At 61.3% G+C, this 26,515-nt stretch carries 27 protein-coding genes; 20 read left to right on the forward strand and 7 right to left on the reverse strand.

Going from position 1 to position 26,515, the window contains the following annotated elements; genetic code table 11:
• Nucleotides 1–106 precede the first annotated feature (106 nt).
• From GNZ12_RS11485 to GNZ12_RS11505, 5 genes are all read left to right on the forward strand, one after another.
• Nucleotides 107–1,216 carry a DUF1214 domain-containing protein gene (locus tag GNZ12_RS11485; RefSeq protein WP_172310448.1) on the forward strand — a complete coding sequence of 370 codons (1,110 nt, stop codon included), beginning with the start codon at nucleotides 107–109 and terminating at the stop codon, nucleotides 1,214–1,216.
• Nucleotides 1,213–2,415 (forward strand): sulfotransferase family protein, encoded by a 1,203-nt coding sequence (locus GNZ12_RS11490; protein ID WP_172310449.1) that lies wholly within the window; start codon nucleotides 1,213–1,215, stop codon nucleotides 2,413–2,415. The genes GNZ12_RS11485 and GNZ12_RS11490 overlap by 4 nt, the downstream gene beginning before the upstream one ends.
• Nucleotides 2,416–2,505: 90 nt before the next feature.
• Nucleotides 2,506–2,934, forward strand: a complete 429-nt coding sequence (locus GNZ12_RS11495) for a nuclear transport factor 2 family protein (RefSeq protein ID WP_235993690.1) — start codon at nucleotides 2,506–2,508, stop codon at nucleotides 2,932–2,934.
• Nucleotide 2,935: 1 nt separating this feature from the next.
• On the forward strand, nucleotides 2,936–3,727 hold the full coding sequence (locus tag GNZ12_RS11500; protein ID WP_172310451.1) for an SDR family oxidoreductase: 792 nt from the start codon (nucleotides 2,936–2,938) through the stop codon (nucleotides 3,725–3,727).
• Nucleotides 3,728–3,750: 23 nt separating this feature from the next.
• Nucleotides 3,751–4,791 carry an acetyltransferase gene (locus tag GNZ12_RS11505; RefSeq protein ID WP_328805985.1) on the forward strand — a complete coding sequence of 347 codons (1,041 nt, stop codon included), beginning with the start codon at nucleotides 3,751–3,753 and terminating at the stop codon, nucleotides 4,789–4,791.
• 78 nt (nucleotides 4,792–4,869) lie between these two features.
• Here GNZ12_RS11505 and GNZ12_RS11510 read toward each other — a convergent pair whose 3' ends face one another.
• Nucleotides 4,870–5,094, reverse strand: coding sequence for a hypothetical protein (locus tag GNZ12_RS11510; protein ID WP_172310452.1), 225 nt, complete (start codon nucleotides 5,092–5,094; stop codon nucleotides 4,870–4,872).
• Between the two features lie 330 nt (nucleotides 5,095–5,424).
• Between GNZ12_RS11510 and GNZ12_RS11515 the strand changes: the two genes are divergently transcribed.
• From GNZ12_RS11515 to GNZ12_RS11525, 3 genes are all read left to right on the forward strand, one after another.
• Entirely contained in the window at nucleotides 5,425–5,949 is a 525-nt protein-coding gene (locus GNZ12_RS11515; protein ID WP_172310453.1) for a nuclear transport factor 2 family protein, read from the forward strand.
• 126 nt (nucleotides 5,950–6,075) lie between these two features.
• Nucleotides 6,076–6,831, forward strand: coding sequence for an SDR family NAD(P)-dependent oxidoreductase (locus GNZ12_RS11520; protein ID WP_172310454.1), 756 nt, complete (start codon nucleotides 6,076–6,078; stop codon nucleotides 6,829–6,831).
• 121 nt (nucleotides 6,832–6,952) lie between these two features.
• Entirely contained in the window at nucleotides 6,953–7,729 is a 777-nt protein-coding gene (locus GNZ12_RS11525) for a glucose 1-dehydrogenase (RefSeq protein WP_172310455.1), read from the forward strand.
• Between the two features lie 92 nt (nucleotides 7,730–7,821).
• Here the strand turns inward: GNZ12_RS11525 and GNZ12_RS11530 are convergent, their stop codons facing one another.
• Nucleotides 7,822–9,045, reverse strand: coding sequence for a Zn-dependent hydrolase (locus tag GNZ12_RS11530; RefSeq protein WP_172310456.1), 1,224 nt, complete (start codon nucleotides 9,043–9,045; stop codon nucleotides 7,822–7,824).
• Between the two features lie 215 nt (nucleotides 9,046–9,260).
• Here GNZ12_RS11530 and GNZ12_RS11535 point away from each other — a divergent pair, with 215 nt between their 5' ends.
• Nucleotides 9,261–10,169, forward strand: a complete 909-nt coding sequence (locus GNZ12_RS11535) for a LysR substrate-binding domain-containing protein (protein ID WP_172310457.1) — start codon at nucleotides 9,261–9,263, stop codon at nucleotides 10,167–10,169.
• A gap of 202 nt (nucleotides 10,170–10,371) precedes the next feature.
• Here GNZ12_RS11535 and GNZ12_RS11540 read toward each other — a convergent pair whose 3' ends face one another.
• Nucleotides 10,372–11,214, reverse strand: coding sequence for a helix-turn-helix transcriptional regulator (locus tag GNZ12_RS11540; protein ID WP_172310458.1), 843 nt, complete (start codon nucleotides 11,212–11,214; stop codon nucleotides 10,372–10,374).
• Nucleotides 11,215–11,507: 293 nt separating this feature from the next.
• Here GNZ12_RS11540 and GNZ12_RS11545 point away from each other — a divergent pair, with 293 nt between their 5' ends.
• The 6 genes from GNZ12_RS11545 (at nucleotide 11,508) to GNZ12_RS11570 (ending at nucleotide 19,066) form a co-directional block, all read left to right on the forward strand.
• Entirely contained in the window at nucleotides 11,508–12,629 is a 1,122-nt protein-coding gene (locus tag GNZ12_RS11545) for a polyamine ABC transporter substrate-binding protein (protein WP_172310459.1), read from the forward strand.
• A 35-nt stretch (nucleotides 12,630–12,664) separates the two neighbouring features.
• Nucleotides 12,665–14,203, forward strand: coding sequence for a DUF3138 family protein (locus GNZ12_RS11550; protein ID WP_172310460.1), 1,539 nt, complete (start codon nucleotides 12,665–12,667; stop codon nucleotides 14,201–14,203).
• Between the two features lie 57 nt (nucleotides 14,204–14,260).
• Nucleotides 14,261–15,553 (forward strand): NAD(P)/FAD-dependent oxidoreductase, encoded by a 1,293-nt coding sequence (locus GNZ12_RS11555; RefSeq protein ID WP_172310461.1) that lies wholly within the window; start codon nucleotides 14,261–14,263, stop codon nucleotides 15,551–15,553.
• A 73-nt stretch (nucleotides 15,554–15,626) separates the two neighbouring features.
• Entirely contained in the window at nucleotides 15,627–16,007 is a 381-nt protein-coding gene (locus tag GNZ12_RS11560) for a cupin domain-containing protein (RefSeq protein ID WP_172310462.1), read from the forward strand.
• 52 nt (nucleotides 16,008–16,059) lie between these two features.
• The gene (locus GNZ12_RS11565; protein WP_172310463.1) at nucleotides 16,060–17,490 is read left to right on the forward strand and encodes an amidase family protein; all 1,431 of its coding nucleotides are present in this window, start codon (nucleotides 16,060–16,062) and stop codon (nucleotides 17,488–17,490) included.
• Between the two features lie 82 nt (nucleotides 17,491–17,572).
• Complete coding sequence (locus tag GNZ12_RS11570) at nucleotides 17,573–19,066, forward strand: aldehyde dehydrogenase family protein (RefSeq protein ID WP_172310464.1); 1,494 nt, start codon at nucleotides 17,573–17,575, stop codon at nucleotides 19,064–19,066.
• Nucleotides 19,067–19,141: 75 nt separating this feature from the next.
• On the opposite strand, the gene GNZ12_RS11575 is transcribed toward GNZ12_RS11570, so the two are convergent.
• Complete coding sequence (locus tag GNZ12_RS11575) at nucleotides 19,142–19,846, reverse strand: SDR family NAD(P)-dependent oxidoreductase (protein WP_172310465.1); 705 nt, start codon at nucleotides 19,844–19,846, stop codon at nucleotides 19,142–19,144.
• Nucleotides 19,847–20,019: 173 nt separating this feature from the next.
• On the opposite strand from GNZ12_RS11575, the gene GNZ12_RS11580 reads away from it, so the two are divergent.
• From GNZ12_RS11580 to GNZ12_RS11590, 3 genes are all read left to right on the forward strand, one after another.
• Nucleotides 20,020–20,961, forward strand: a complete 942-nt coding sequence (locus GNZ12_RS11580) for a LysR family transcriptional regulator (protein WP_172310466.1) — start codon at nucleotides 20,020–20,022, stop codon at nucleotides 20,959–20,961.
• Nucleotides 20,962–21,332: 371 nt separating this feature from the next.
• Nucleotides 21,333–22,559, forward strand: coding sequence for a M24 family metallopeptidase (locus GNZ12_RS11585; RefSeq protein ID WP_172310467.1), 1,227 nt, complete (start codon nucleotides 21,333–21,335; stop codon nucleotides 22,557–22,559).
• Between the two features lie 228 nt (nucleotides 22,560–22,787).
• Entirely contained in the window at nucleotides 22,788–23,051 is a 264-nt protein-coding gene (locus GNZ12_RS11590; protein ID WP_172310468.1) for a DUF1488 family protein, read from the forward strand.
• Nucleotides 23,052–23,222: 171 nt separating this feature from the next.
• Here the strand turns inward: GNZ12_RS11590 and GNZ12_RS11595 are convergent, their stop codons facing one another.
• Together GNZ12_RS11595 and GNZ12_RS11600 are read right to left on the reverse strand one after the other, a co-directional pair.
• The gene (locus GNZ12_RS11595; RefSeq protein WP_172310469.1) at nucleotides 23,223–23,678 is read right to left on the reverse strand and encodes a DUF1269 domain-containing protein; all 456 of its coding nucleotides are present in this window, start codon (nucleotides 23,676–23,678) and stop codon (nucleotides 23,223–23,225) included.
• A gap of 125 nt (nucleotides 23,679–23,803) precedes the next feature.
• Nucleotides 23,804–24,319, reverse strand: a complete 516-nt coding sequence (locus GNZ12_RS11600; RefSeq protein WP_172310470.1) for a YhbY family RNA-binding protein — start codon at nucleotides 24,317–24,319, stop codon at nucleotides 23,804–23,806.
• A gap of 283 nt (nucleotides 24,320–24,602) precedes the next feature.
• On the opposite strand from GNZ12_RS11600, the gene era reads away from it, so the two are divergent.
• Nucleotides 24,603–25,466 (forward strand): GTPase Era, encoded by an 864-nt coding sequence (gene era / locus GNZ12_RS11605; protein WP_407947693.1) that lies wholly within the window; start codon nucleotides 24,603–24,605, stop codon nucleotides 25,464–25,466.
• Nucleotides 25,467–25,548: 82 nt separating this feature from the next.
• On the opposite strand, the gene GNZ12_RS11610 is transcribed toward era, so the two are convergent.
• Nucleotides 25,549–25,740, reverse strand: a complete 192-nt coding sequence (locus GNZ12_RS11610; protein ID WP_172310472.1) for a hypothetical protein — start codon at nucleotides 25,738–25,740, stop codon at nucleotides 25,549–25,551.
• Between the two features lie 347 nt (nucleotides 25,741–26,087).
• Between GNZ12_RS11610 and GNZ12_RS11620 the strand changes: the two genes are divergently transcribed.
• Nucleotides 26,088–26,492: an Hsp20/alpha crystallin family protein gene (locus GNZ12_RS11620; protein ID WP_172310474.1), complete on the forward strand. Its 405-nt coding sequence runs from the start codon at nucleotides 26,088–26,090 to the stop codon at nucleotides 26,490–26,492.
• Nucleotides 26,493–26,515 lie beyond the last annotated feature (23 nt).

A 26,515-nucleotide genomic window follows, 5' to 3' on the forward strand; every position in this document is an offset into this window, starting at 1 on the left:
CCAGGTGGACTATTGGCGGGTAAACCCAGGTTAGTCCGGTCGGACGAAGAGCGCGGGATTCGTCCACTTGTATCGTGTGCTTTCAAGGACACGACGGAGACCCGGCATGGCAGCACATTCCAGTGAAGAACAGCTTCTTTCCGGCCAGGCATGGGCTGATTTCTGCGAGACACTAAAACGCAGCGGCCAGCAGATTCTCCGGGCGGAGGCGCCCAACGACGCGCTGACCCGCACTGAAGGATTTCGTTATCTGAGCCGGCTCTTGCGGATTGCGCTTGAAATGCATGTGGAATTCGCGGACGCGGATTTCCCCGGCTTCTTCTCGCCATCGCATGAAACCGCGAAGATCGGCGCGGATAACCCGGACAATCTCTACCAATATGCACGCCTGAACGGCGCACACGACTATCGGGTTTCCGGCCAGCGCGGCACGGTGGCGTATTTAAGCTTCGGCACGCAGAAGGGCGGCTACGAGACTGACGGCAAGATGACCCAGACCGGCTTTATCGATGCCAACCATCTGGCGGTCGAGGCGGACGGCAGTTTTGAAATCGTGCTGAGCCAACGGCCGCACGAAGGCAACTGGGTACGTATGGAGCCGGGCACCAACGCGCTGATCGCGCGGCAGACGTTTCTCGATCGCAAGTCGGAGAAGCCCGCCCAACTGAAGATCGAGCGCATCGGTTCGACGGACAAGCCGGCTGCGCTCGATCCCGCGATGCTGCACACCGGCCTGCTACGCGCGGCCGGTTTCGTCGAGAACACCGCACGTCTCTTCGCGGATTGGGCCGAGGGTTATCAGCGCCACGCCAACCAGTTGCCGCCCGCCGACCAGGCGGTCTGCCAGGCCGTGGGCGGCGATCCGAACATCTTCTACTACCACTCGTACTGGACCCTCGGCGACGACGAGGCGCTGGTGATCGAGGCGGCGTCCCTACCCGAATGCGACTTCTGGAACCTGCAGATCAACAACTACTGGATGGAATCGCTCGACTACCGGCACCACACCATCTGCATTAACAAACATTCGGCGCGCTACGAAGCCAATGGCGGCGTGACGCTGATCCTGAGCGCACGCAATCCGGGCAAGCCCAATTGGCTCGACACGGCGGGGCACCGCAATGGCACGATGTGCTGGCGCTGGGTCGGCGCCGCGCAGCCGGTTCATCCGGTCGCACGGGTCGTCAAACTCGAAACGCTTGAGGAGGCCGCATGACGACCGACGCAACCACGGCAACCCGCCTCGACGCAGACAGCCTGTTGGCGCTGGCGATCGAACGCTCGGGAGGCCTGACCGATTTCGGCGCCGGCAACTATCGTGAGGCGCTTAACGTCTTGATCCATTCGCTGACCCGCGAGGCTAACCTGTCGCCGCAAGGCGAGGCGATGTTGTACGGCAAGGTGCTGGCGCAACTGGTCAACCGGCTGGTCATCGAAGACTATTGCCGGCGTTATCCCGAGATCCTCACGCAGCCGATCGATGATCCGCTCGTCATTGTCGGCTTGCCGCGGACCGGCACTACGCTGCTGCAACGCATGCTGGCCGCCGACCCGCGCTTCTACTCAGCGGCCTGGTGGGAAACGCGCTACCCGGCACCGTTGCCGGGTGAAGCGGTCGAGCATCCCGCGTCGCGCATCGCCTCGGCCTGTGCGGAGGTCGAGCAGATGATCGAGACCATCCCGCAGATTCTCGCAATTCATCCGCTCGATGCGATGCAGCCGGACGAAGAGTTCATGCTGATGGAGCACTCGTTCATGTGCGCAATGGACTCGTATGCGAACGTCCCAACGTATACGGCCTGGCTCGCGCAGCAGGATCAGACCTCCGTCTATGAATACCTGAAAAAGATGCTGCAGTTCCTGCAATGGCAAAAGCGGCAACGCGGCGTGCCGGATGCGCAGCGATGGATACTCAAGACACCACAGCATCTGCATACCCTCGAACGCCTGTTCAAGGTCTTCCCGCGCGCAAAAGTGGTGCTGACCCACCGCGATCCGACCATGACGATTCCGTCGATGGCCAGCATGGCGCACACCCTGTGGAAAATGTTTGCCGACGCACCGGACGCCAAAGTGGTCGGCGGGCAGTGGTCCGCGCAAATGAGGCGCGCGGTTCACCACGCGATGGCGGTGCGCGCCGCGCTGCCGGCCGGGTGTTTTCTCGACATCCGTTTCGAGGACACCGTGACCGATCCGTTCGGCGTGATCGAGCGGGTGTATCGCTTTGCCGGCATGCCGTTTCCGGACGACGTCCGCGAAGCGATGAAGGCATGGCTGTCGCACAACAGCCGCGACAAGCGCGCCGTACACGACTACACGCTTGCGGAGTTCGGACTGAGCGTGGAGCAGCTTGAACGCGACTTTGCACCGTACCGTGAGCGTCATATTTTGCCGGGCGTAACCGCGGTGCCTTAACGCGCGATTGCCCGTGCAGTCAGCGCGGTGCGCACGCATTCATAACGCCCACTCATCGTCGACACACACAGGAAAGTCATGCCGCGCGATTTGCAGTACCTGCTCGACCGGGCCGACATCTCCGATTTACTGATCGATTACGGCACCGCGATCGATGCGCGCGATTTTGCCGCGCTGGATCGCGTTTTCACCGCCGACGCCGTGATCGACTACCGCGCGACCGGCGGCCCGCTTTGCACGCTCGAAGAGGCCCGGCAGTTTCTGGCCAAGGCATTGCCGCAGTTTCCGCGCAGCCAGCACATGATGGGCAATATCAGCATCGCGTTGCAAGGCGCGACGGCGACTGCCCGCACGATGTGCCACAACCCGATGGTGATGCGGCAGCCCGATGGCGGTGAGAAGGTGATGTTCTTCGGCATCTGGTACGCGGATGAACTGGTGCGCACCGGCGACGGCTGGCGCATCCAAAACCGCTGCCTGGAATTTTGCTACTCATATAACTATCAAGGGAGTCTTTGACATGCTCATGAGAAACAAGGTCGTCGTGGTATCAGGCATCGGTCCGGGCCTCGGTATCAAGCTTGCCGTCGAGGCCGCGCGCGAGGGTGCGCACGCGGTTGTTGTCGCCGCCCGCACTGCGGCGAAACTGGATGAGGCGGAACAGCGGATCCGCGAATTGGGCGTCGATTGTCAGGTGCTGAAGGTGACGGCGGATATTACCGACAGGCAGCAATGCAAGAACCTGGTCGAACAGACGATCGAGCGCTTCGGCCGGATTGACGCGTTGGTGAACAGCGCATTTGTGCACGGCAAATTCCCCGAGCCGATCGAAGAGGCCGATCTGGACGGCTGGCGCTCGGTGTTCGACACCAACGTGTTCGGCACCATGAACCTGACGCTCGAAGTGGTGCCGCACATGAAAAAGCGCGGCAGCGGCGCGATCGTCATGATCAACACGCAGGCGGCGCGCAAGCCGTTTCCGGGTGAATCGGGCTATGCGGCGTCCAAAGGCGCGCTGGCGGTGGCAGTCAAGTATCTCGCGCGAGAACTTGGGCCGCACGGGATCCGGGCCAACAGCATCCACATGGGCTGGATGTGGGGCGCGCCGGTGCAGGAGCACGTCCGGCAGGCGGCGGCTGCCTACAATGTGCCGCAGGAGCAGATTATCGCGCCGATCGCGGCGAATATCGCGCTCGGACACATTCCGACCGACGACGACTGCGCAAAAGCGGCATTATTTCTGGTGTCCGACTACGCGAAGGTCATCACTGGCGCGACACTCGACGCCAACGGCGGCGACTTCATGCCTTGACTCGACCCATTTGGAGACACACTGTGACCCAGCCTATCGTCACGGATCAGCATCAGCGCAGCGGCGCTGCGGGCTCGGAAGACTCGCGCGCCGCCGCCACAGCGACTCACTTCTTCGCCTTCAACGGCGACGCGGACGGACTCTGCGCGCTGCAACAGTTACGGCTCGCCGAGGCGCCGCAGGCCATTCTGGTCACCGGCGTCAAGCGCGACATTCAGTTATTGCGGCGTATCGAAGCCGGTCGCGGCGATCAGGTCACTGTCCTCGACGTCTCGCACGAACAGAACGGTGAGGACGTCAGCCGTCTGTTGCGGACCGGCGCGCAGGTCCGGTATTTCGACCATCATTTTGCGGGCGATCTGCCGGCTCATCCGGGCTTCGATGCTCATATCAACACCGCGGCCGATGTGTGCACCAGCTCGATCGTCAACGGCTACCTGGGCGGACGACATGTCCGTTGGGCCATCGTCGCGGCCTTCGGCGATGAGCTGCCGCAGCTCGGCCAGGCGCTCGCCCACGCGTATGGACTCGCACCCGAAACCGTTGTCTCGCTCGCGCAACTGGGACGTCACCTGAACTACAACGCCTATGGCGAAACCGTCGACGACCTGCACTTCGACCCTGCCGTATTGGCCGAGGCGATATTGCCGTTCGCCGACCCGAGCGATTTCATGCGGGAGACCCGCGTTTTCGCGGCGCTGTGCGAAGGTTATCGTGAAGATATGGGAAAGGCGCGTGCACTGCGTCCCGAACGGGAGGTGAGCGGCGCCACACTGGTCAGGCTTCCTCACGAAGCGTGGGCGCGGCGCGCGACCGGGGTGCTTGCCAACGAACTGATGCAAGCGCGGCCGGACAGCGCGCTCGCGGTCCTATCGCCGAAGTCCGATGGCGGCTTCGTCGTGAGCGTGCGGGTGCCGGCGGGCAAAGCGCTGGGCGCCGATGATTTCTGCCGCGGCTTCGACACCGGCGGCGGCAGAAAGCGGGCGGCGGGAATCAATCATTTGCCGGAGACAGAGTGCGAGCAGTTCATCACGCGCTTCGAAACGGCTTTTAGGATGCCATGAACGACGCATCGGACCGATCAGGCCGATGCGCCCCCCCATCGTTGTCGCGCGACATGGCGTAGGCCGCGATCGATCGAATCAATGCGCCGCGAGCGTATTGAGCGCGGCGATACCCAATTGATTCCGGCTGACGATCGGGCAGTTTTGCGCGCAACCGGTCGGGTCCAGGTTGGCGTAGGCTGCCGCGCGCGCGCCATTGTCTGAACTGGCATCGCCTGCATGCGTGCGCACGAAGCCGCCGAGCGCCAACAAGGCGACCGTACATCCGCCAACGACACTGAGTTTTCGGGAAATGCGTTTCATGGTGTCTCCGTCCAGTTCAGCCAGGGTTCGTCTTGCGCGGCCATTCCGGGGCGCGGCAGAGCGATGATTTTGTATGGGCTCAGGCTAGCACCGCCGATTTGCCGGGTCTTAGTCTGTTTGAATTAGGGGGAAACCTTGGGTGTCTGGTGGCGCGGCTGGGACCGCCAGCCGCTGCGCCTATGTTGCAGAGCAGTAAGAGGGCGGCATGGGGTTAGCCCTGATCCCAGCCCCCGTCCCAGTTAGTCTGAATGGATGATTGAGCCTTGCAGTGGAGCTTGAAACTTGGCGCAAGGGCATCGCTTTCGATCACCCTGGGAACACGGAGACTACATGACGGCAATGGACCAGCTGGGGGCGCGGCTGCGCAGGCTCGAAGACATGGAGGCGATCCGCAGCCTCAAGGCGCGCTACTTCTTTTGCTGTGATCGGAAGGACCCGCAAGGTGTGCGCGACTGCTTCGCGCCGGGCAAGGTGTTGATCGACTACGGGCGTATCGGCGTGTTCAGCGACCGCGATCAACTGGTCGACGTGTTCGAACGACTCGGCTGCCACGACCATATCGTCGAAATGCATCACGGAGCGAATCCGCAGATTGCGCTCGTCGACGATACGGCGGCATGCGGCACTTGGGGATTGTTCTACTACCTCATCAACATGCGCGATCGCGTGGTCACGCAACTGGGCGCGTACTACGAAGACGAGTATCGCAAGCTCGATGGCGTTTGGAAGATCGCTGTGACGCGCTGCGTCGTAACGTCGACGCTAGCGATGGATCTCGCCGATGGAATGGCAAGAATTCTGTTCGCGGGTCGAAGTGCACCGGCACTCGTCGACGACCCGGAGAATCAGGCGTAGACCCGCTCAGGGAACGGACGCCACGCCTTCACGGGTATTCAGGTGTGGTGTCGAGATTTCCATTCAATGCACAGGCCCGCGATGAGGCATGTGGGCTTTTCTGAACGACATTCAACGGGGATAGACATGGGCAGCCTGCAGGACAAGATCGCCTTGATCACGGGAGCGGGCCAGGGCGTGGGGCAAGGGATCGCCTACGCGCTTGCAGCAGAGGGTGCGAGGGTGGCAGTGGTGGGGCGGACCTTGGGCAAGCTGGAAGACACCTGTGCAGAGATCCGGCGCCGCGGCGGTGTAGCGGACGCGTTCGTCTGCGACATGATGGTCAAGGAACAGATCGACCACTGCGTCGAACAGGTGGTGAACCGCTATGGCGGCCTCAACATCCTCATCAACAATGCGCAGATCGTGCCGTTGGGCCGCTTGCTGGAGGTCAGTGACGAAGCCTTCGTGACGGGCCTCGATTCGGGGCCGCTGGCGACGCTGCGCATGATGCGCGCTTGCCATACGCACTTGAAAGGTGGCGGCGCGGTGGTGAATTTCGCTTCGTCCGCTGCGGTGCGCTGGGACGCGTCGGGCTACGGCCCGTATGCGGCGGCGAAGGAAGCCATCCGGGCGCTCACGCGCGCGGCGGCCTGCGAATGGGGCGTGGACGGCATCCGGGTCAACGCGGTCGCGCCGCATGCGATGTCGCCAGGCATGAAAGGCTGGATGACGGAGCGGCCAGAGGAAGCAGCCGCGTTCTTCAAGACCATTCCGCTTGGCCGGGTGGGCGATTGTGAGCAGGACATTGGCCGGGCGATCGTGTTCCTTGTTGGAGCCGACGCCGGCTACCTGACCGGCGCGACACTTCCCCTCGACGGTGGGCAGGCCTACTGGGGTTGACGCCTCGCCGGCGTATGCGTGCACTGATTCCGAAACCCCGGTTCTATAACCACATCAACCTGGCTTGCGCGCTCCCTTTGCGGCGACGTGCTCAGCCAGTCAGAAAAGGAGAAGCTTCATCATGGGTCGTCTTGCAAACAAGGTCGCTATTGTCACCGGAGGCGCCCGCGGCATGGGCGAACAGACGTGCCGCCTCTTCGCGCAGGAAGGGGCGCGGGTGGTCATCGCTGATGTGCTGGAGGCGGAGGGCGAGGCACTCGCACGCGAACTGGGGGACGCAGCCTGTTTCATGCGCCTCGATGTCAGCGACGAAGCGAATTGGGAGTCCCTCGTCGCGGCGACGCTTAGAAAATTTGAACGCATCGATGTGCTCGTCAACAACGCAGCCGTGCTCGTGTTCGGCGAGATCGCCGCGTTGTCCAAACGTGACTTCGAGCGCGCCGTTTCGATCAACCTCGTCGGCACCTTCCTGGGCATTCGCACGGTCGCGCCTGTCATGAAGACCCAGCGGACCGGCTCGATCGTCAACATTTCGTCGGTTGACGGGTTGCGCGGTGTCAACGCGCTTGCGGCCTATGTGTCGAGCAAATGGGGCGTGCGTGGGCTGACCAAGGTCGCCGCGCTCGAGCTCGGTCATCATGGTGTGCGTGTGAACTCGATTCATCCAGGTGGGGTCAACACGCTGATGTCGAATCCGGGTGGGGCACCGGTCGAGGAGGTCAACAAGGCCTATAAACACGTGCCGATGCAACGGGTCGGCGAACCGGACGAGATTGCCCGGGCGACGCTGTTCCTCGCTAGCGACGAGGCGTCCTATTGCAATGGCAGCGAGTTGTCCGTTGATGGCGGTATGGCGGCGGGGAGCTACTATGCCGGCTTGCCGGGAGCGCCGGCCTGACGCTCAGCGGGGACGCGCCGCAGCCGTTGGCGCGGCGCTGTATGACGCCAATGCTTCGGCGGCCTGCGTGAGCGTCGAGGGATGGGTTCAGCTTACATGGCCTCGTCTAGAAGCACATTTGCCAGGACCGATGCGCCTTGCGCCAGATGTACGGGATCAGCATCTTCCAACTCGTTGTGACTCAGTCCGGCTTTGCAGGGCACAAAAATCATTGCGGTGGGCGCGACATACGACAGGTTGACCGCATCGTGGCCTGCTCCGCTGCAAATATCCATGGAGGGATAACCCAGCGATGACGTCGCGTGCCGTACGCGTTGGACACATTGAACGTCGAAGGCGACGGGTTCATAGGCCGCAACCGTTTGCACGTCGACACTCGTGCCGTGGGTCACGGCCCGTTGGGCGCAGATAGTCTCGATTTCGGCGACGAGCGTTTGGAGCATCGGTTGCTGCGGGTGCCGTACATCAATGCTGAAGACGACTTTGCCGGGTATCGTGCTTGGCGAATTGGGATAACAATCGATATGTCCCACCGTCACGCGCGCATCGGGATCAATTCTGTGGCCGAGGTTAAGGATAGACGCAATCATATTTGCGGCGGCTTCCAATGCATCCTTGCGCAAATTCATAGGCGTCGTGCCGGCATGGGATTCGAACCCCACAATGGTGACTTCCAGCTCGTAGATGCCTTGGGCACCGGTTACCACGCCAATCGGAAGATTGGCATTTTCCAGTATCGGTCCTTGCTCAATATGCGCCTCGAAATAGGCTTTCGGCACCTGGGCATAAGTCGCGGTGCCGGCGAATCCGGTACGCTGCAACTCGTCACCCAGGAGTACGCCGGATTGCATGCAGGGGCGTGCGCGCGCGACGTCAATGTCGAGTTTCCCGCTGTACACAGCGGAGCCCATCATGCCCGGTGTGAAGCGCGAGCCCTCTTCGTTGGTCCAGGCAACGACCTCGATGGGATACCGGGTACTGACGTCAAGTTCGTTCAAAGTCCGGATCACTTCGAGGCCCGCCAATACCCCGTACACCCCGTCAAAACGACCGCCCGCGGGTTGCGTGTCAAGATGACTTCCACACATTACGGCCGGGGCGTCTTTCTGGGTGCCGTTCCTGCGCGCAAAAATGTTGCCGATTGGGTCGATGCGAAGCTCGCATCCGGCCTCTTCACACCATTGCATAAAGAGGTGTCGAGCCTGACCATCCTCGTCTGTCAGCGCCAGACGGCAGTTGCCGCCTTTAGCCGTCGCTCCGATCCTCGCCATGTCCATCAACGAACGCCAGAGCCTGTCCTGATTCACGCTGATCATGCTGGTCACTTCCCTACGTTTGAAAAAGTTGATTGCGCCCGCTAAACAGCTTCGGTCGAGAACCGGGCGGAGGGGGTTTCGAGAGAACCTGAATTGACTGCGCGGATCCATGCCGCTGCGAATGGCTCTGGAGGTAAGCGTATATACTGGGATTGATAAACAAAAGACAAAAAATATTTCACCTCGATAACGTTTTGTTGTCATCTCTCGCGGCCATGAAACTTAACCAACTCAACGCGTTTCTAGCGGTGACCCAACATACGACGATTCGTGGTGCGGCGCGTGCACTGGGCTTGACGCAGCCGGCAGTCACCCGAGTCGTACGCGAACTTGAACTCGATTTCGGTGTTCCACTGATCACGCGAAGCGTGAAGGGCATTGAGCTCACGGAGTATGGCAAGGCGTTCGAAGTCCGCGCCCGGCTGTTGGTGGAGGAGATGCGCCGCACGCGCGACGAGATCGAGCAGATCAAGCACGGGACGACCGGATCAGTATCGATCTCCGTTAGTCCCACCGTCGCGTTCACGATTCTGCCGGCTGCTTTTGATGCATTTACGCGCAACCTGCCCGAAGCCACGGTCAATTTCAGCGAGGGAAGCAATACGTTCGGCTTCGCCAGGCTGCGTGACGGTACACTCGATTTCATCGTCACCCATCTGCTGGAAGAGCCCGACGAAACCAATGGTGAGTTCACAAGCATTCCACTCTTCCGTTCGGTCTTCGTGGTCGGTGCCAGGAATCGGCATCCGCGGGTCCGTGCCCGCTCGCTGCGAGAGATCCACGATGAACAGTGGTGCATGCCATTGTATGGCGCGGGTGGCGATGATCTGATGCGTTCGATTTTTCAGCCGAATGGCCTGGCGAGACCCAAACGCATCGTCCGATGTCCTTCTTTCTCGGTGGCACTCGGACTCGTCGCTCACACCAATGTTCTGAGCGTGTTCGCCAAGCCGCTTGTCGACATCGAATTCAAGCGGCATGGCATCAAGGCGCTGACATTGCAGGAACCGTTGCCTCATCTAACCGTCGCGATCATCGCGCGGCGCGGCGCACGTCTTACGCCTGCGGCACTGCACTTTATCGATTGCTTGAAGGAGGCCTCGGCGATATTCGGGGCGGAGTAGCGCGCTTTGCCGCGGTAGGAAACGATGAGCAGGAACGGTGCGCTCCGCGAGCCACCTATACGAATCGGCAACTGGCTGTCCCCAGCGTCCCATAGTCGGCATGAAATGTATCGCCACGGTTCGCATAGACAGGTCGCGTCAACGATCCGCTTAGCATGATTTCGCCCGGCTGCAGGGTCATGCCATACCTCATCCGGCTCCCCTACACGCCATCGCTGTCATGCCGCAGCGGTGCATTCTTCAAAACGAGCGCCATCAACTGGCGCCGCGAATCGACGCCGAGCTTCGCGAACGCCCGCTTCGCATAGGTCTCGACGGTCGAGGGCTTCAGCCCCATCGATTGCGCGATCGCCGGCGTCGTCATTCCCTGAATGAACGACGAGCACACGTGCGTTTCGCGCGCCGTCAGCTTGCTGTGCAAGTGCGGCAGCCACTGCGCGAGCAAGTTGTTGTCCGACGTATCCTGACGGCCGTCGTTCGGCGAGATCGCGCCGATCAACCGCTTGTGTACCGCCGACAGCGGCAGCACGACGTGAGCGAACTGCTTCAGCAGGCTCAGTTCCTTCAGCGAGAACGACGGCAGGCGCCGTGAGCGCGCCATGGATATCGAGTATCGCGTACCGTTCGTCACGCCTGCGACCACGCATTCGTCGTGGATGTTGCCGATGTCGAAGAACAGATGCCGGAGCTCGCTCGCCACCTTCTGCGCGGAGATCTGGATCAAATGCACATCGCGCTTGTCTGCGATTCCCTCGTAGGTCGCGTCCTCGCTCGCATAGCTCCCGTAGTAGTGCCGCATCACCTGCTCGACGAGCTCACGATCGCGACCGAAGCTTCCGATCCAGCCGATGCTGCGTTGTCCGGACGGAGACACCCGTTCGTAGTCCAGATGCACCGCGTCGAAGTCGACGAAGCGCACAAGACTTTCATACACCACCTGAATGAACTGCGGAGCGCCGACGGCATGCGCGATGTCGCCCAACGTCTCGGTCACGAACGTGACCTGACTGAGCTGGAGATCCGGGGAGGGAGGCGCGGCGTTCATAACTTCTGTTCTCGATGATTTCTGGGTGGCGCTACTCGTATCACGACAAATTCCCCCTGCCTACACGGGAATGCACCCAAATCACCGTCATCGAGGATGACGCTTGTCCTTTATTCCCGGGACAGACGACGCGTGCCGCGATCTTTACAGTGCTCGACAAGCTGAAACCAAGACCCGTTGCCCAACCTTCTCTCCGTACGTCGACGATCGCCTCGCGACGCTTTAACGACTTTGCTTACCGGCGGCATCTGCATCGAGCGGAGCGGCCGACTCACACTACCTGGAGATTTCCTATGCGTGCCCGTTTTCGTCGCTGCCCGGTCATCAGAATCGTGCTCGCCGCATCAGCCGGCCTCGCGTTCGCGGCGAGCCAGTCAGTCCAGGCTGGCGACACCAATCTGAACGTTTACAACTGGTCCGAGTACATCGCGAAGGACACGGTGCCCATCTTCGAGAAGCAGACCGGCATCAAGGTGCGCTACGACAGCTATGACAGCGACGACACGCTGCAGACCAAGCTGCTCACCGGCAGTTCCGGCTACGACATCGTCGTGCCGACGTCGAACTATCTCGCGCGGCAGATCCAGGCGGGCGTCTATCAGAAGCTCGACAAGTCGAAGATCCCGAACCTTGCCAACCTCGACCCGGCGCTGATGAAGATGATGGCGAAGGCCGATCCGGGCAACCAGTACGGCGTGCCGTGGGCGTGGGGCACGACGGGGGTTGGCTACAACGTCGAGGCCGTCAGGAAACGGCTTGGCGACAACGCGCCGACCGACAGCTGGGCGCTGCTGTTCGATCCGGCGAACGTGTCGAAGCTGAAGGGCTGCGGCGTGTCGCTGCTCGACGCGCCGGACGCGGCATTCGCAGCGGTGCTGCAATACATGGGCAAGGATCCGGAAAGCAGGAACCCGGCGGACTATCAGGCGGCCTACGACGTGCTGAAGACGATTCGTCCGTACATCACGCAGTTCAATTCGGTGGGCTATGCGGACGATCTTGCGAACGGCGACGTGTGCGTCGTGCTCGGCTGGTCTGGCGACGTCAGCCTCGCGCGGCGGCGCTCGGTAGAGGCGAAACACGGATACGAGATCCGCTACGTGAATCCGAAGGAAGGCGGCCTGCTGTGGTTCGACGCGATGGCGATCCCGAAGGATGCGCCGGACCCCGAGGCGGCGTTGAAGTGGATCAACTACATCGAGGATCCGAAGACCAACGCGGCGATCACCAACGAGATCGCCTATCCGACCGCGAACCAGGCCGCGCGCCCGTTCGTAAAGCCGGAGATCTCGCAGGACCCGGACGTCTATCTGCCTGACAGCGTGCTCGCCAGAATGGCGCTCGCGATGCCGATCAGTGCCGATATCACGCGGTTGCAGAACCGTCTGTGGCTGCGGTTGAAGTCCGGCGGTTGAGGAGTCCGAAGCGAAGAACAACAAGGAGACGTTTCATGAAGAAGAGGTTAATCAGCGCGCTGGTAGCCGGGGTGCTGCCGGGGCTGGCCGCAGCGAGTCCGACCGGCGATCAGATCAAGGCGCTGCAACAGCAGCTCGCCACGCTGCAGCAGGAGGTCAAGGGGCTGCAGTCGCAGCTTGCCGCGAAGCCCGTCGCCAAGCCGGCGCCGGCGAGCACGGCCCAGGTCGATCCGTCGTCGGCGGACTACGGCCAGGCACCGGCGGTGCTGACCAACGACGACGTCACCGAGTTGAAGCAGCAGGCCGCGAGCCAGCAACTGAAAGTCGATGCGTTGACCGACGCGGCGCAGACCGGCCCGATCGCGGGGCTGTCGGTGACCGGCTACATCGATCCCACCTATCTGTATAACCGTGCGGCGAGCACGTCGTCGTTCCAGTTCGCGAACCACGAGAACGCGTACCAGTATTACAACAGCACGTTTGGCGATCTGTACCTCGACATCAAGAAGACGTTCGGCGTTGGGCCGATGGCGCCCTCCGCCGAGGTGACTTTGATGCCGAACCGCGGCGCCGGCATGTATCTGATGAACGAACACGGCGACAGCGGGCTCAACATTCTGAATACCGCGATCGCGACAGTGCCGCTGACGACGACCACGTCGGTCGTCGCCGGCCTGATGTCGGGGCTGAGCGGCTATGAGATGCAGCAGTCGAACCAGATGCTGACGCTTACGCACAACCTGCTGTATGACTTCTCGGATCCGGGCAGCTCGATCGGCGCCGGCGTCAACTACACCGGCGACCAGTGGGCATGGAAATTCCTGCTCGGCAACGAGCAGTTCCGCACCGCCGGCTCGGTGACGCAGACCGGCACGAACGCGCTCGGCGACCCGATCACGACCAGCAACCGCATGCCGACGTTCACCGCGCGGGTCGACTATTTCCGCGGCAGCCAGCTCGACGTCGGCGGCTCGTTCGCCATCGGCCGGCAGACGCTGCCGAGTGCGATCGACCCGGCAACAGGCTCGGTCAGCTATGGCTGGGGCGGCCAGGCGCCGAACGGCTACGGCACCTTCCTCTTCACCGAAGCCGATGCGACGTACGCGCTGGCCGACATTCAGTACAACGCCGAAATCGACTACGGCCAGCAGCAGAATGGCGCGTGGAACGGCGGCCAGGCGCAGTGGTACGGACTGTCGCTGCTCGCGCATCGGAAGTTCAGGCTGCCGGTGATCGGGCGGATGGGCGTGACCGCCCGCTACGACCTGCTGGTCGACAGCAAGAACGGTGGCGGAGGGGGCGGGATCGGCCTGAACGGCAATGGGATGGATCCGTATAACGGCTTCGGCATCGACGTGAATTGCCTGTCGGCATCCAGCAACCACGGCTTCGAGTGCAAGGGCGCGACGCGCCAGGACGCGGCGCTCGACCTGCTGTTCTATCCGACCCAGCAGATCACGGTGAAGGTCGAATACCGGCACGATTGGGCGAGCCATCAGGTGTTCCTGCGCAATGACGGCTCATATGCGAAGTCGAACGACCTGTTAGCCGCGCAATTCATCTACTCCTTTTGATGCGATGCCGGCGCCGGCCTGAGGAAACAGGGTCGCCGCCGGTCGCAAGGCTTTGTCATGCTCAAGTTCGAAAATCAAGCACACGTCCCCTCGTTTTACGCGGCCACCGCGAACGACCGGACGTGCTATCCGCCGCTCGATGCGACGGTCTCCGCTGACGTCTGCGTGATCGGCGGCGGACTCACTGGCCTTTCCACCGCGCTCAATCTCGCGGAACGCGGCTATTCGGTCGTGCTGCTCGAGGCGTCGAAGATCGGCTGGGGCGCGAGCGGCCGTAACGGCGGCCAACTGATCGCGGGCTATTCGTGTGACATCGATACGTTCTCGTCCCACATGCCGGAAGAGGACGTGCAGCGCGTCTGGGCGATGGGGCTCGAGTCGGTCGAGATCGTCAAGGAGCGGGTCGCGAAGCACCAGATCGATTGCGACCTGACGTTCGGCTACCTGACCGCGGCAAACAAGCCGCGCCACGTCGAAGCGCTGCGTGCCTGGCGGGAAACCGCCGAGTTGCGCTTTGGCTATCGCGGGTACCGGTATGTCGAGCGTGACGAGATGCGCGGCATCGTTGCTTCGGATCGCTACCTGGGCGGGCTCCACTATGCCGGCAGCGGTCACCTGCATCCGCTCAACTACACACTCGGTCTGGCACGCGCGGCGCGCGACGCGGGGGTGTCGATCCACGAGGACACGAGCGCGCACGCAGTCGGGAAGACCGCGCAAGGCCATCAGGTGACGTGCGCGCGTGGGCGGGTGGACGCGCGCTACGTGGTGCTCGCGTGCAACGCCTATCTCGGCCGGCTCGCGCCCGCGCTTGCGCGCAAGATCATGCCGGTGGCGACTTACCTGATCGCGACTGAACCGCTCGGCGACCTGAGGGCGAGCGAGACGATGCCAACGGACGTGGCGATCAGCGACTGCAATGCGGCGCTCGACTATTTCCGGTTGACGAAAGACCGCCGGATGCTATGGGGTGGCAAGGCAAGCTGCTCGACTCGCACGCCGCGCGAGCTCGCCGCCGCGATGCGACGGGATATGCTGAAGACGTTTCCGCAGCTCGCCGATGCAAAGATCGACTACGCGTGGGGCGGGTTCGTCGACGCGACGATGAATCGCGCCCCGCATTTCGGCCGCCTCGAGCCGACCGTGTATTTCGCGCAAGGGTTTTCCGGGCACGGCGTGAACGTCACGGGGCTCGCGGGCCGGCTGATCGCGGAAGCCATCGATGCGCAGGCCGCCCGCTTCGACCTGTTCGGCAAGATCCGCCACCGCGACTTCCCGGGCGGGCGATTGCTGCGCACGCCGATGCTGATGCTCGCGATGACCTGGCACCGGATGATGGACGCGCTTTGAGCCGGTGCCGGCCGGCTCGTCCAGCCGCGCGGCACCTGACCTGAATAGAACATTGCATACTTTGGAGTCGTTCATGACAGACATCACGAAGATTGTCGACCTGATGCGGGACCCGGCGGAACTGACCCAGTCCCGCGTGCCGCGCGGGTTGCTGCTGGCCGGCAATCCGATGCAGACGCTCACGCGTCACTACATCAGTCCTTGCGGACAGTTCAGCTCCGGCATCTGGGAGAGCACGCCCGGTCATTGGACGATCGAGTACGATGAATCGGAGTACTGCGAGATGTTGAGTGGCGTGGCGATTGTGCGTGACACACAGGGGAACGAAAAGGTGCTGCAGGCCGGGGATCGTTTCGTGATTCCCTCGGGCTTTCGCGGTACCTGGGAGGTGGTGGAGGCGTGCAGGAAGATCTACGCGTCGCATGCCCCGCAGGCCGACCCGTCGCACGCGTAGCGCAGCGGCTCGACTTGCAACGTCAATCATCGAGATCAACCAGGAGCAGGACATGACTCAGGAATTGTGGCGTCTGAGCGCTACGGAAATGGTCGAGCGCGTCGCGCGTCGCGACGTGTCGTCGACGGAACTGACGAAGAGCTGCCTGCAGCGGCTCGAGGATGTGAACCCCGCCATCAACGCAATTGTCGACGTGCTGGCCGACAGCGCGCTGCTGGCCGCGTCGCAGGCCGACGCGGCGATCGCGCGGCGCGACCCGGTCGGTCCGCTGCACGGCGTGCCGGTGACGGTCAAGATCAATGTCGACATGGCTGGCTACGCGACCACCAACGGCGTGAGCGCGTTCAAGGATCTCGTCGCCAGCGAGGACAGCCCCGTGGTTGCGAACCTACGCAAGGCCGGCGCGATCGTGATCGGCCGCAGCAACGCGCCGGCGTTTTCCTATCGCTGGTTCACCGACAACGATCTGCATGGCCGCACGCTTAATCCGTGGAATTCGCACCTGACGCCGGGGGGCTCCAGCGGCGGGGCCGCGGCTGCGGTCGCCGCCGGCATCGGCGCCATCGCGCACGGCAATGACCTCGGCGGCTCGATCCGCTATCCGGCCTACGCGTGCGGTGTCGCCGGACTGAGGCCAAGCACGGGTCGCGTACCGGCGTACAACCCAACCCAGGCGAAGGACCGGACGCTTGCGGTCCAGCTCGCGTCAGTGCAGGGGCCGCTTGCGAGAACGGTTGGTGATCTGCGCATTGCGCTCGAGGCGATGGCGGGTGGCGATCCGCGCGACGCATGGTGGATGCCGGTAACGCCGGCCGGCCAACGCGTGCCGCTTCCCACGCGTGTCGCCGTCTGTGCGGAACTGCCGGGTGTTCGCTCCGACGCCGCGGTCGTCGAGGCGATCCGGCAGGCGGCGGGTTGGCTCGAGGACGCGGGTTGCATCGTGGAAGAAGCCGTCCCGCCGCAGATGACCGAAGCGAGCGCACTGTGGCTGGATCTCGTCACCAACGAAGCGAGGAGCGGGCTTGGCGACGTCATCATGCAGCATGGCGACGACGCGATCCGGACTGCGTTTGGCAGCCAGCGCCGGCTTGCCGCACCGCTCGATCTGGCCGGCTATATGAACGGTCTGGCGCGGCGCACTGGTCTGTTACGGGACTCGCAGCGCTTCTTCGAGCGCTATCCGCTGCTGCTGATGCCCGTCTCGTGCGCGCAGCCGTTCGCGATCGACGAGGACCAGCGTGGCGATGACGCGATGCGGCGCGTCCTCGACATGCAGAGTCCGCTGCTCGCAACCGCGTTGCTCGGACTGCCGGGGCTGTCTGTGCCGACCGGCGTGCGCGACGGCGTGCCGATGGGCGTTCAGCTTGTCGCCGGCCGCTTCCAGGAGGCGCTGTGCCTCGCTGCGGGCGAAGCGATCGAGGCGCGCGCGGGAACTTGCACGCCGATCGATCCAGTCGGTGCGGCGACGCGTCGCGCGGGATAAGCGGAAGCTCGGGTACAGCGCCACTCAGTTGATCGGTCACGAGCGTTGTACCTACCAAACAGAATGTAAAATAGGTATCCTGATGAATAAGAAAACGTTTTTTGACTGGCAAAGTGAAGCCGCCGTCATGAAATTCGAAGGGCGTGCGTTTATCGATGGCGCGCTGCGCCACGCGCACAGCGAAAGGACCTTCGCCTGTGTGAGTCCGATCGATGGCCGTGTGCTTGTCCAGGTCGCCGACTGCGGCGAGGCGGATGTCGACGCGGCCGTGACAGCAGCCCGGCGGGCATTCGACATGCAGACATGGGCGGGTATGAATCCGCGCGATCGCAAGGCAGTGCTGCTGCGCTGGGCTGCCTTGATGCGTGAGCACCTCGAGGAGCTGGCGTTGCTCGAGACGCTCGACGCGGGCAAGCCGATCGGCGACACGACGGCCATCGACGTGCCGGCTGCTGCGCACTGCGTCGAATGGTATGCCGAGGCGATCGACAAGATGGGCAGTGAGGTCGTGCCGACGGACCATCATCTCGTCGGACTCGTGACGCGCGAGCCCGTTGGTGTCGTCGCTGCGGTGGTGCCGTGGAACTTTCCGCTCCTGATGGCGGCGTGGAAGTTCGCCCCGACGCTTGCTGCCGGCAATAGTGTGGTGCTCAAACCGTCGGAGAAATCGCCGCTCACCGCCATTCGCGTCGCCCGCTTGGCGCACGAGGCAGGCTTGCCACCCGGTGTCTTCAACGTCGTGCCGGGTGGCGCCGAGCCGGGCAGGTTGCTCGCGCTACACCACGATGTCGACTGCATCGCGTTCACCGGCTCGACGAGAACCGGAAAGCAGATCATGGAATGCGCGGCGCAATCCAACCTGAAGCGCGTGTGGCTCGAGCTCGGGGGCAAGTCACCGAATATCGTGCTGCCCGACTACCCCGATCTCGATCGCGCAGCGAAGGCCGCTGCCGACGCGATTTTCTTCAACATGGGCCAGGTGTGTACGGCGGGCTCGCGGCTCCTCGTGCACCGCGATATCAAGGAAGTATTCGTCGCGAAGGTGGCCGCTGCTGCACGTGCCTATGTGCCGGGTCATCCGCTCGATCCGTCTGTGACGATGGGGCCCATCGTCGATCGCATTCAGTTCGAGCGCGTGGCGGCGTATATCGACGCGGGTCGCCGGGAAGGCCGGCTCGTGACGGGCGGGGCACGCGTCAGGGAGGAAAGCGGCGGCTTCTATGTCGAGCCGACCGTGTTCGAAGTCAAGCGGGACGCGAAAATTGCCCGCGAAGAAATCTTCGGGCCGGTGCTGTCCGTGATCGAGTTCGATCATGTCGACGAAGCGGTGCACATCGCGAACGACACCGAATACGGGCTCGCCGCTGCCGTATGGTCTGGCGATTTGACGACTGCGCACGAGGTGGCGAGGCGTCTGCGCGCAGGAACAGTCTGGATCAACGGCTACAACGAAGGGGTCGACGACATGAACTTTCCGTTCGGCGGATACAAGCAGTCGGGCAACGGCCGCGACAAGTCTCTGCATGCGCTCGAGAAGTATACGGAGTTGAAGTCGACGATTGTGCGGCTGGGATAGGGGGTGATGTCTGCGGCAGTTCCTGTCGTACGTGGACGGCAGGGGATGCCGCGACTTTGTAACTTTCGTCGCTGCTCACCAGGGAACGACTCTTCCCAGGTAGTCCAGATAATGCAACCCGGCGCGCCCTTCGTAAGCCTCGATCGTGTTCAGCAAGTTCGGGATACTTTCCTCGATACTCAGACGCGCGTCAGGACCGCCCATGTCCGTCCTTACCCATCCAGGTGCCATCAATAGCAAGGTTATCGGGTCGTTCTGGTGGCGCGCCGAAAAGCTGCGCATGAACATGTTGAGCGCAGCCTTGCTGCCACGGTAGACCTCGTAATTGCCGTTGGTGTTGTTTGTTAGGCTACCCTGACCGGACGACATGACACCGATTGTTCCGGTCGGCGCCACGAGGTCCTGAAACGCCTCGATTGCCCTCATCGGACTTAACGCGTTCGTCACCATGACGCGCACAAATTCCTCGGTCGAGACATCGGCGATTGTTTCTCGATCGTCGTTTTTGACGCCTGCATTCACGAAAAGCACATCCACTCGTCGATCTTTAAGACGACCGTGTAACGCGGCGACCTGGTCGGGAATCGTGATATCGACCGCTTCAACTTCCAGCGCGCCTTGGGTGATTTCCGAGCGTTGGTGCAGCTTTTCTGTTGAGCCCTCCCTCCCAGTGGCAATCACTCGCCAGCCACGCTTGAGGTATTCCTCGACCATGGCGAATCCGAGGCCGCGGGATGCACCGATGAGGAGGATGGTTTTCTGCGGAGAGTTGTCTGGCATGGATGGCTCCCTGTGAGTGAGACCCGATAGAACACGGCTTTGAGGTACCACGCGTTCGGTCATGAGTCGGTACATGGAATATATCGATGAGAGAGACATGGCGGAAGACGCAGCAGTTGCACTTATAACGTGCGTCAAACGCCATGTCTCACCGGATGATGCTACGATCAGGCATGCCAGAAGCCGATTTGAATTTACTCATTGCGCTCGACGTATTGCTTGCCGATGGCAGCGTGGTCGGTGCTGCGCGTCGGCTGGGATTGAGTGCCTCGGCAATGAGCCGAACCTTAACCCGGCTTCGCGAGGCGACGGGTGACCCGTTACTGGTTCGGGCGGGGCGCCGTATGGTATTGACACCCCATGCGGAGGCACTGCGTCAACGCACTCAGAATGCGGTTCATGAGGCACGTGCCGTACTGCGTCCCTCAACGACGGAAGCGGATTTTTCAACGTTGCAGCGAACCCTTACCATTCGCGCCAACGACGGTTTTGTGGAAGCCTTCGGCGCTTCACTCATCGCCGCGGCAACCGCGGTTGCGCCACTCGTGCGTTTGCGTTTTGCGCCCAAGCTTGAGAAGACGGCAGCGTATCTGCGAGATGGCTCTGCTGATCTTGAGATCGGCGTGTTGGGCGAAATGGGGCCGGAAGTGCGCGTGCAGGCCTTGTTCCGGGATCGCTTCCTTGGCGTTGTCAGACAGGGCCATCCGCTCGCGATGGAGCGTGAGGTGACGGCCGAACGGTACACCGCCTTCGGCCATGTCGTCGCTTCACGACGCGGTCGCACAAGCGGACCGGTTGATGAGGCGCTGGCCGCTTTAGGGCTGGAACGAACGATTGTCGCCGTCGTGCCGAGTTTCCCCGCCGCGCTCGCTGTGGCGCGCGCCTCCGATTTGATCGCGCTCGTGCCCGCGTCTCTGATGGGCAATCAGCCTGAACAGCAAGCGTTGCCCGCATCCGCCACCGCGTTTGCCACCACTTACGCCTTCGAGCTTCCCGTGAAGACCGAGGAGATTACGGTATCGCAGATGTGGCATCCTCGTTTAGAGGTCGATCCCGTTCATCGTTGGCTCCGGCAACTGGCGCTAACTGTATGTCGGGAACGGCAGGGCTTGTGAAATGGCAGCTTCCAGTCAATGACCGGTAGTTCGTATGAAGTCAGGCGCAATTGCGTTGAAAAACCGCAGTTGGCCGACTGGCCTCACGCCATACTGCGGCCGGGGGATGATTGGATGGGCACGAGACTATGCAAGAATCCGCATTGATTACGATCCGATCTTACAAGCAGATAGAACCTCTGTCGTGGTAGTTTGGCCTTGCGTAGTACCCGTTGCTGATGTGCGGGTGTGCGAGTGTGCAAACAGCTCAATTGGGACAACACGCACCCGGCATGGAGCAGAGAATCGCCTGTGGGGGCATCGAATCTCCGCCAGTGGGACGGTCGTCCAGAACAACCGAAACGTGTTCCGTTTCTTTAACGAGTGTGAAAATGACAAACGGCGTAGGTGGTAGTGATCAGGAAGCGGCATTGGCGCGACTCTTGCCGTGTGCAAGCGAGGTTGAGGAAATCAGTGCAGTTGAGCACCTGACGCGGATAAGTCAATTGCAGAGAAATATGACGGATTCTGGCGTCGATGCGGTGTACGTCAACGCGGGAACGAATCTGCTTTATTTCACCGGAATAGAATGGCACCCCAGTGAAAGGCTGCTTGGTGCCATCATCCCCGCGAAGGGGAGTTTGATCTACATCGCTCCGTGGTTCGAGGAAAGGACCTTGCGCGATCGCATGAAGGTCGAAAGCGACGTCATGTGCTGGCACGAAGACGAAAGTGCGTATGCGGCATTTTATAAAGCCTTGCTTGCAATCGGCATAGCTCCAGTTCACGGCAGTCGCGCGAAAATTGCTATATGCGGAACCGCCTCCGCATCGGTCTATTTTGGACTGAAGGAATTATCGGAGAACTATGAATTAGTCTGTGCCGACGCTTTGATTGGGTCTTTGAGAAAGAACAAATCGCGTGCGGAGATTGCAATCATGCAGGCCGCTAAAGACATGACTTTGCAGGTTCAGCGGGCGGCGGCAAGCATTTTGCGCGAGGGCATTAGCACGGTAGACGTTTGTGACTTCATAGACCGTGCACATCGAAAAGTTGGCGCAACAGGATCACATTTCTGCATCGTTCTGTTTGGGGAGGCAACATCCTATCCACATGGGGTCAAAGAGCCGCAAGTTCTCAAACGCAATGACGTGGTCCTGATCGACACCGGCTGCAAGTACAAGAACTATGTTTCGGATATCACGCGCACCTACGTTTTCGGTGATCCAAACGATCGGCAGCGATTTGTGTGGAACGCAGAAAAGGCAGCACAAGCGGCTGCTTTTGATGCAGCACGGTTGGGTGTTTCATGTTCAGCGGTCGATCGCGCGGCGAGACGTTGCCTGGAAACCTATGGATTCGGCCCTGGCTATCAGCTGCCGGGTCTGCCGCATCGGACTGGCCACGGCATTGGCCTCGACTTGCATGAGGCGCCGTATCTGGTGGGGAACGACGAAACGCTGCTGGAAGTTGGGATGTGTTTTAGCAATGAACCCATGATCTGCATTCCTGGCGAATTTGGAGTGAGGCATGAAGATCACTTCTACATGACCGAGGAGGGGCCGAGGTGGTTTACCCGCCCCGCCTATTCCATCGACGATCCTTTTCGCGTTGCGTAGTTTCTACGGAAGGACACTTCCAGCCGTTCGTAAGCGGATGGGGCGATCCGGGGCAATCGTACCTTCCGTGAATTTTCGGGCGGTTCGGCTTCACGGGGCGGTTGATATGGGTGTATAGGATTCCGAATAGTTGTGTTGAAATAGGCACTATTGCGCGTTGATGTAAGAGCCACCGCCGGTTAGATATAACATGCTAGGATGCTTCGAAAGCTCACAACGGAGGCGACGATGGCTGACAATATCGAAGGTATTAGTGTCGCAAATGACGGCGAGGCCGTTAAGTTCGGCATCAGAGTCGACAGTGTCCATCACTTCTGCATTGTGAGCAGGGAAGTGCTTAAAGAATTGTCGAAACCGGAGGGCCATAGAACCGACTTGTTGAAGGAGTTCGAGCGGCACCGCGAGTTGATCGGCGAGAAGGCCGCACTTGCAATTCGAAGCGGCTTGAAGGGCGATCCGCTACCCCTTACTATCGAACTCTTCCTCCCTTAGCGCGAAACGCGAACCTCACCTAGGAGGGCTGACATCAGTCACCCCTCCTATCCTCGATCACGCAAACCCACGGGTTGGCGCTGCAGCCATAGCCCCCGCATGTCGTCGAGGCGATCCCGGCGTGAACCGTAAAATGCTCCGTGGTCAGCGATCGAGACAGACTCCCTATTTTTATGCATCAAGCGGCTTGCGGTAGACCGTTCCACGATGCGCTGCAACGACCTTGTCGACCGCATCGGGTGTTGCTTCGGCAGCCTCGAGGATGATGGCAACACATCCCGGCGCAAATTCACCGCTGATGGAATCGACGAATTCGTGATCGAGTATATCGATGAGTGCAACGCCAGCTAACCCTGTGCTTGCCCCGATCGTGAAGCCGAGTAGCGCGCCGGATGGTCCACCGAGCATGCCAATCAGACCGCCCGTTATGGCACCGATTACAACACCCCAAAATGGCTGCGTTTTTGTACCGAGCAAGGTCACTTTTCCGGCCAGGTCCTTTTGAACCATCACACCGCTTTCGACCTTAAAGCTCGCATCCGTTTCTTCGAGATTCCGGAAATCCATGCCAGCTTTTTCCGCGTCAGCCACGTTGCTAAAAACCGCGACGATCAGTTGTTGGGCCATCGTAAAGTACCTCCCATGAAGAAATCCATGCGTCACAGGCAGCCTGTCAGATGAAGCTCGCTGGCGTCATTCATGAATACTGCCGCACAAGGCAGTACCCATGCAACGCGCGCGGAGCGAAACGACTATTGATGGCCTTGATTCTGGCGCTTCGCGCTCGTCTGGCGTTTCTTCGCACGTTTGACATTGCCGCCCGCGGTCACGCGCTCGTTGCCGCGGACCACGAGTTTCCGCGGCTTCGAGCGGCGTATCGCCGGTGCATGGGGCGACCGCTTGACGACCTTGACGATGCGCGGCGCACCCTTCTTCACTGTGCCGATGTCTCCGGCAACGCCTGACATGCTGCGCACGGAGTGTGGTTCGGCCGCTCCGGGCTTCCAGATGACGAGCAGCTTACCGATATTCTGGACCGGTGCGGCACTGAGACAATCGCAAATCTGGTCGTAGATTGCATCGCGCGCGTCGCGTTCGTCGCTCGACACGCGGATCTTGATCAAATTGTGTGCCGCGAGGTGTACGTCGACCTCGGCGAGCACTGCATCAGTCAGCCCTTCGGCGCCAATTAGCATGACAGGTTTCAGCGCCTGGGCTTGGGCACGCAGCGCGGAGCGCTCAGCGGGAGACAGAGAAAGGGCGGGCATGGGGTCTATGAAACGAATGTGGCCGCATAACGGAAAGCTAGCTGCTTGACATTCTCGGCGTGACTAGCCGCTCACATCAACAGTGTATAAGACGATATTAACTATCGGTCATATTGATAAGCATATCGACACGTCGAACTCTATCGAACGCGAGCAGCCTGTCTATAATCAACTGACCCAATATCAACTTCCCGGGTAGTTGTCGGGGCTCGTTGTCATCATCGGGATGTGCACTATGAACGATCCTGCCGTCACTTCTCCTCCTCCTGGTTTCCGTTGCGGAATGATCGCCATCGTCGGGCGCCCCAACGTCGGCAAGTCGACGCTGATGAACGCGCTCGTCGGCCAGAAGATCAGCATCACGTCGCGCAAGGCGCAGACGACTCGCCACCGCATCACCGGCATTAATACGACCAAAGACGCGCAATTCATCTTCGTCGATACACCCGGTTTCCAGACCCGCCACGCCGCCGCACTGAACCGTTCGCTGAACCGCGCGGTCACATCGACGCTGACGTCGGTCGACGTGATCCTGTTCGTGATCGAGGCCGGCCGCTTTGGGCCGGACGATCAGAAGGTGCTCGACCTGATCCCGCCTGGCATGCCGACGCTACTGGTCTCGAACAAACTCGACCGCGTCAGCGACAAGGCGACGCTGTTCCCGTTCATGCAACAAATGAGCCAATTGCGCGAATTCGTCGAGATGGTGCCGCTGTCGGCCACGAATCCGGAAGACATCGCACGCCTGCTGGACACGATCAAGCCCTACCTGCCGGAAGGCGAGCCGATCTATGGCGAAAATGACCTGACCGACCGCAGTTCACGGTTCCTCGCCGCCGAGATTCTGCGTGAGAAGGTGTTCCGCTGGACCGGCGACGAGCTGCCATACACCAGTACGGTCGTGATCGAGAAGTTCGAGGAGGAAGGGCGCCTCAAGCGCATCTTCGCGACGATCCTTGTCGAGCGCGACTCGCAAAAGGCGATGGTGATCGGCAAGAACGGGGCCAAGCTCAAGCAGATCAACACCGACGCGCGGATCGATATGGAAAAGTTATTCGATGGCCCTGTGTATCTCGAGACCTTCGTCAAGGTTAAGAGCGGCTGGGCCGACAACGAAGCGGGGCTTCGCGCCTATGGGTATGAATAACGCTGGCCTGGCAAGCAGCGGGATGCTTCACCGCAACGTTCGAGGCGACGTCTGAGATATGGATAACGTGCCCGACCAGGTATCAGATACCAATTACTACTTCGCGGGCGGATACGGCGCGTTGATACGCAAGGGCAGCAGCTTGTTGCTCGATCGCTGCGGAATGACGATCTGCCTCCGTTTTCGCCAATTCATATGCATTCCTAGCTAATGCATAGGCGTTTGCAGACTGACGTTGAAGTTCCGCAACCTCGGCCAGGTCAATGTTAGCCATGCTCATGCTCCTGTGGATAGAAGATTCCCCGTACTTTTCGATTCATCCATGTCGTTTTGGAATATTGAATCTCGCAACATTCCGTAGAGGCGTACGGAAGAGAGGTGCAATAAAACGGGTGAGCGAGTGGTCAATAGTACTGTCATCCGGAAGCCATGTTGCCAGATATCAGCGATGCGGTGGAAAGGCTTCGTAACAGCATCGGCTGCTGCTTCGGCGACCGGCAGCAGGACGGTGCGAGCGTGCGTCACAGGTCTATTGCCTTCACTGACTTGACAGGCGTGCACCGGTGGCCTTTGATGAATGAACAGCCCGTGCTGGGCTGACAGAACAGGCAGGGAGCCGCCATGAGCACCACCCGTCATGCCACGATGTGGGACGCCGCCGTCGATGCGCTCGAGCGCGCCGAGCGCTTGCATCGCCAGTTCTTCCGCTTAGCGGGTCAGCACGCGCGCGCGCCAGTATGGGAGCCGCCCATCGAGGTGTTCGAGCATGAGGGCCGGCTGGCGATCGTGGTGGCGCTGCCGGGCGTGCCTCCTGAACGCGTCAGCCTGGACCTCGAAGGCGCGATGCTGGTCGTGACAGCCGAGCGGGCATTGCCCCGTGCTTTCGCCGGGGGCGCGGTCCATTGCCTGGAAATTCCCTATGGACGCTTCGAGCGGCACATCCGGCTTCCGGCCGGGCGCTACCGGCTGGCACAGCGCGACTCTCAGGACGGTTGTCTGGTGCTGGACTTCGAAAGGCTGGATTGAGCCCGGCGAGTGCCGGCGAATCG

It is taken from the genome of Paraburkholderia solitsugae (assembly GCF_013177695.1).
GTDB classification, from domain to species: Bacteria; Pseudomonadota; Gammaproteobacteria; order Burkholderiales; family Burkholderiaceae; genus Paraburkholderia; species Paraburkholderia solitsugae.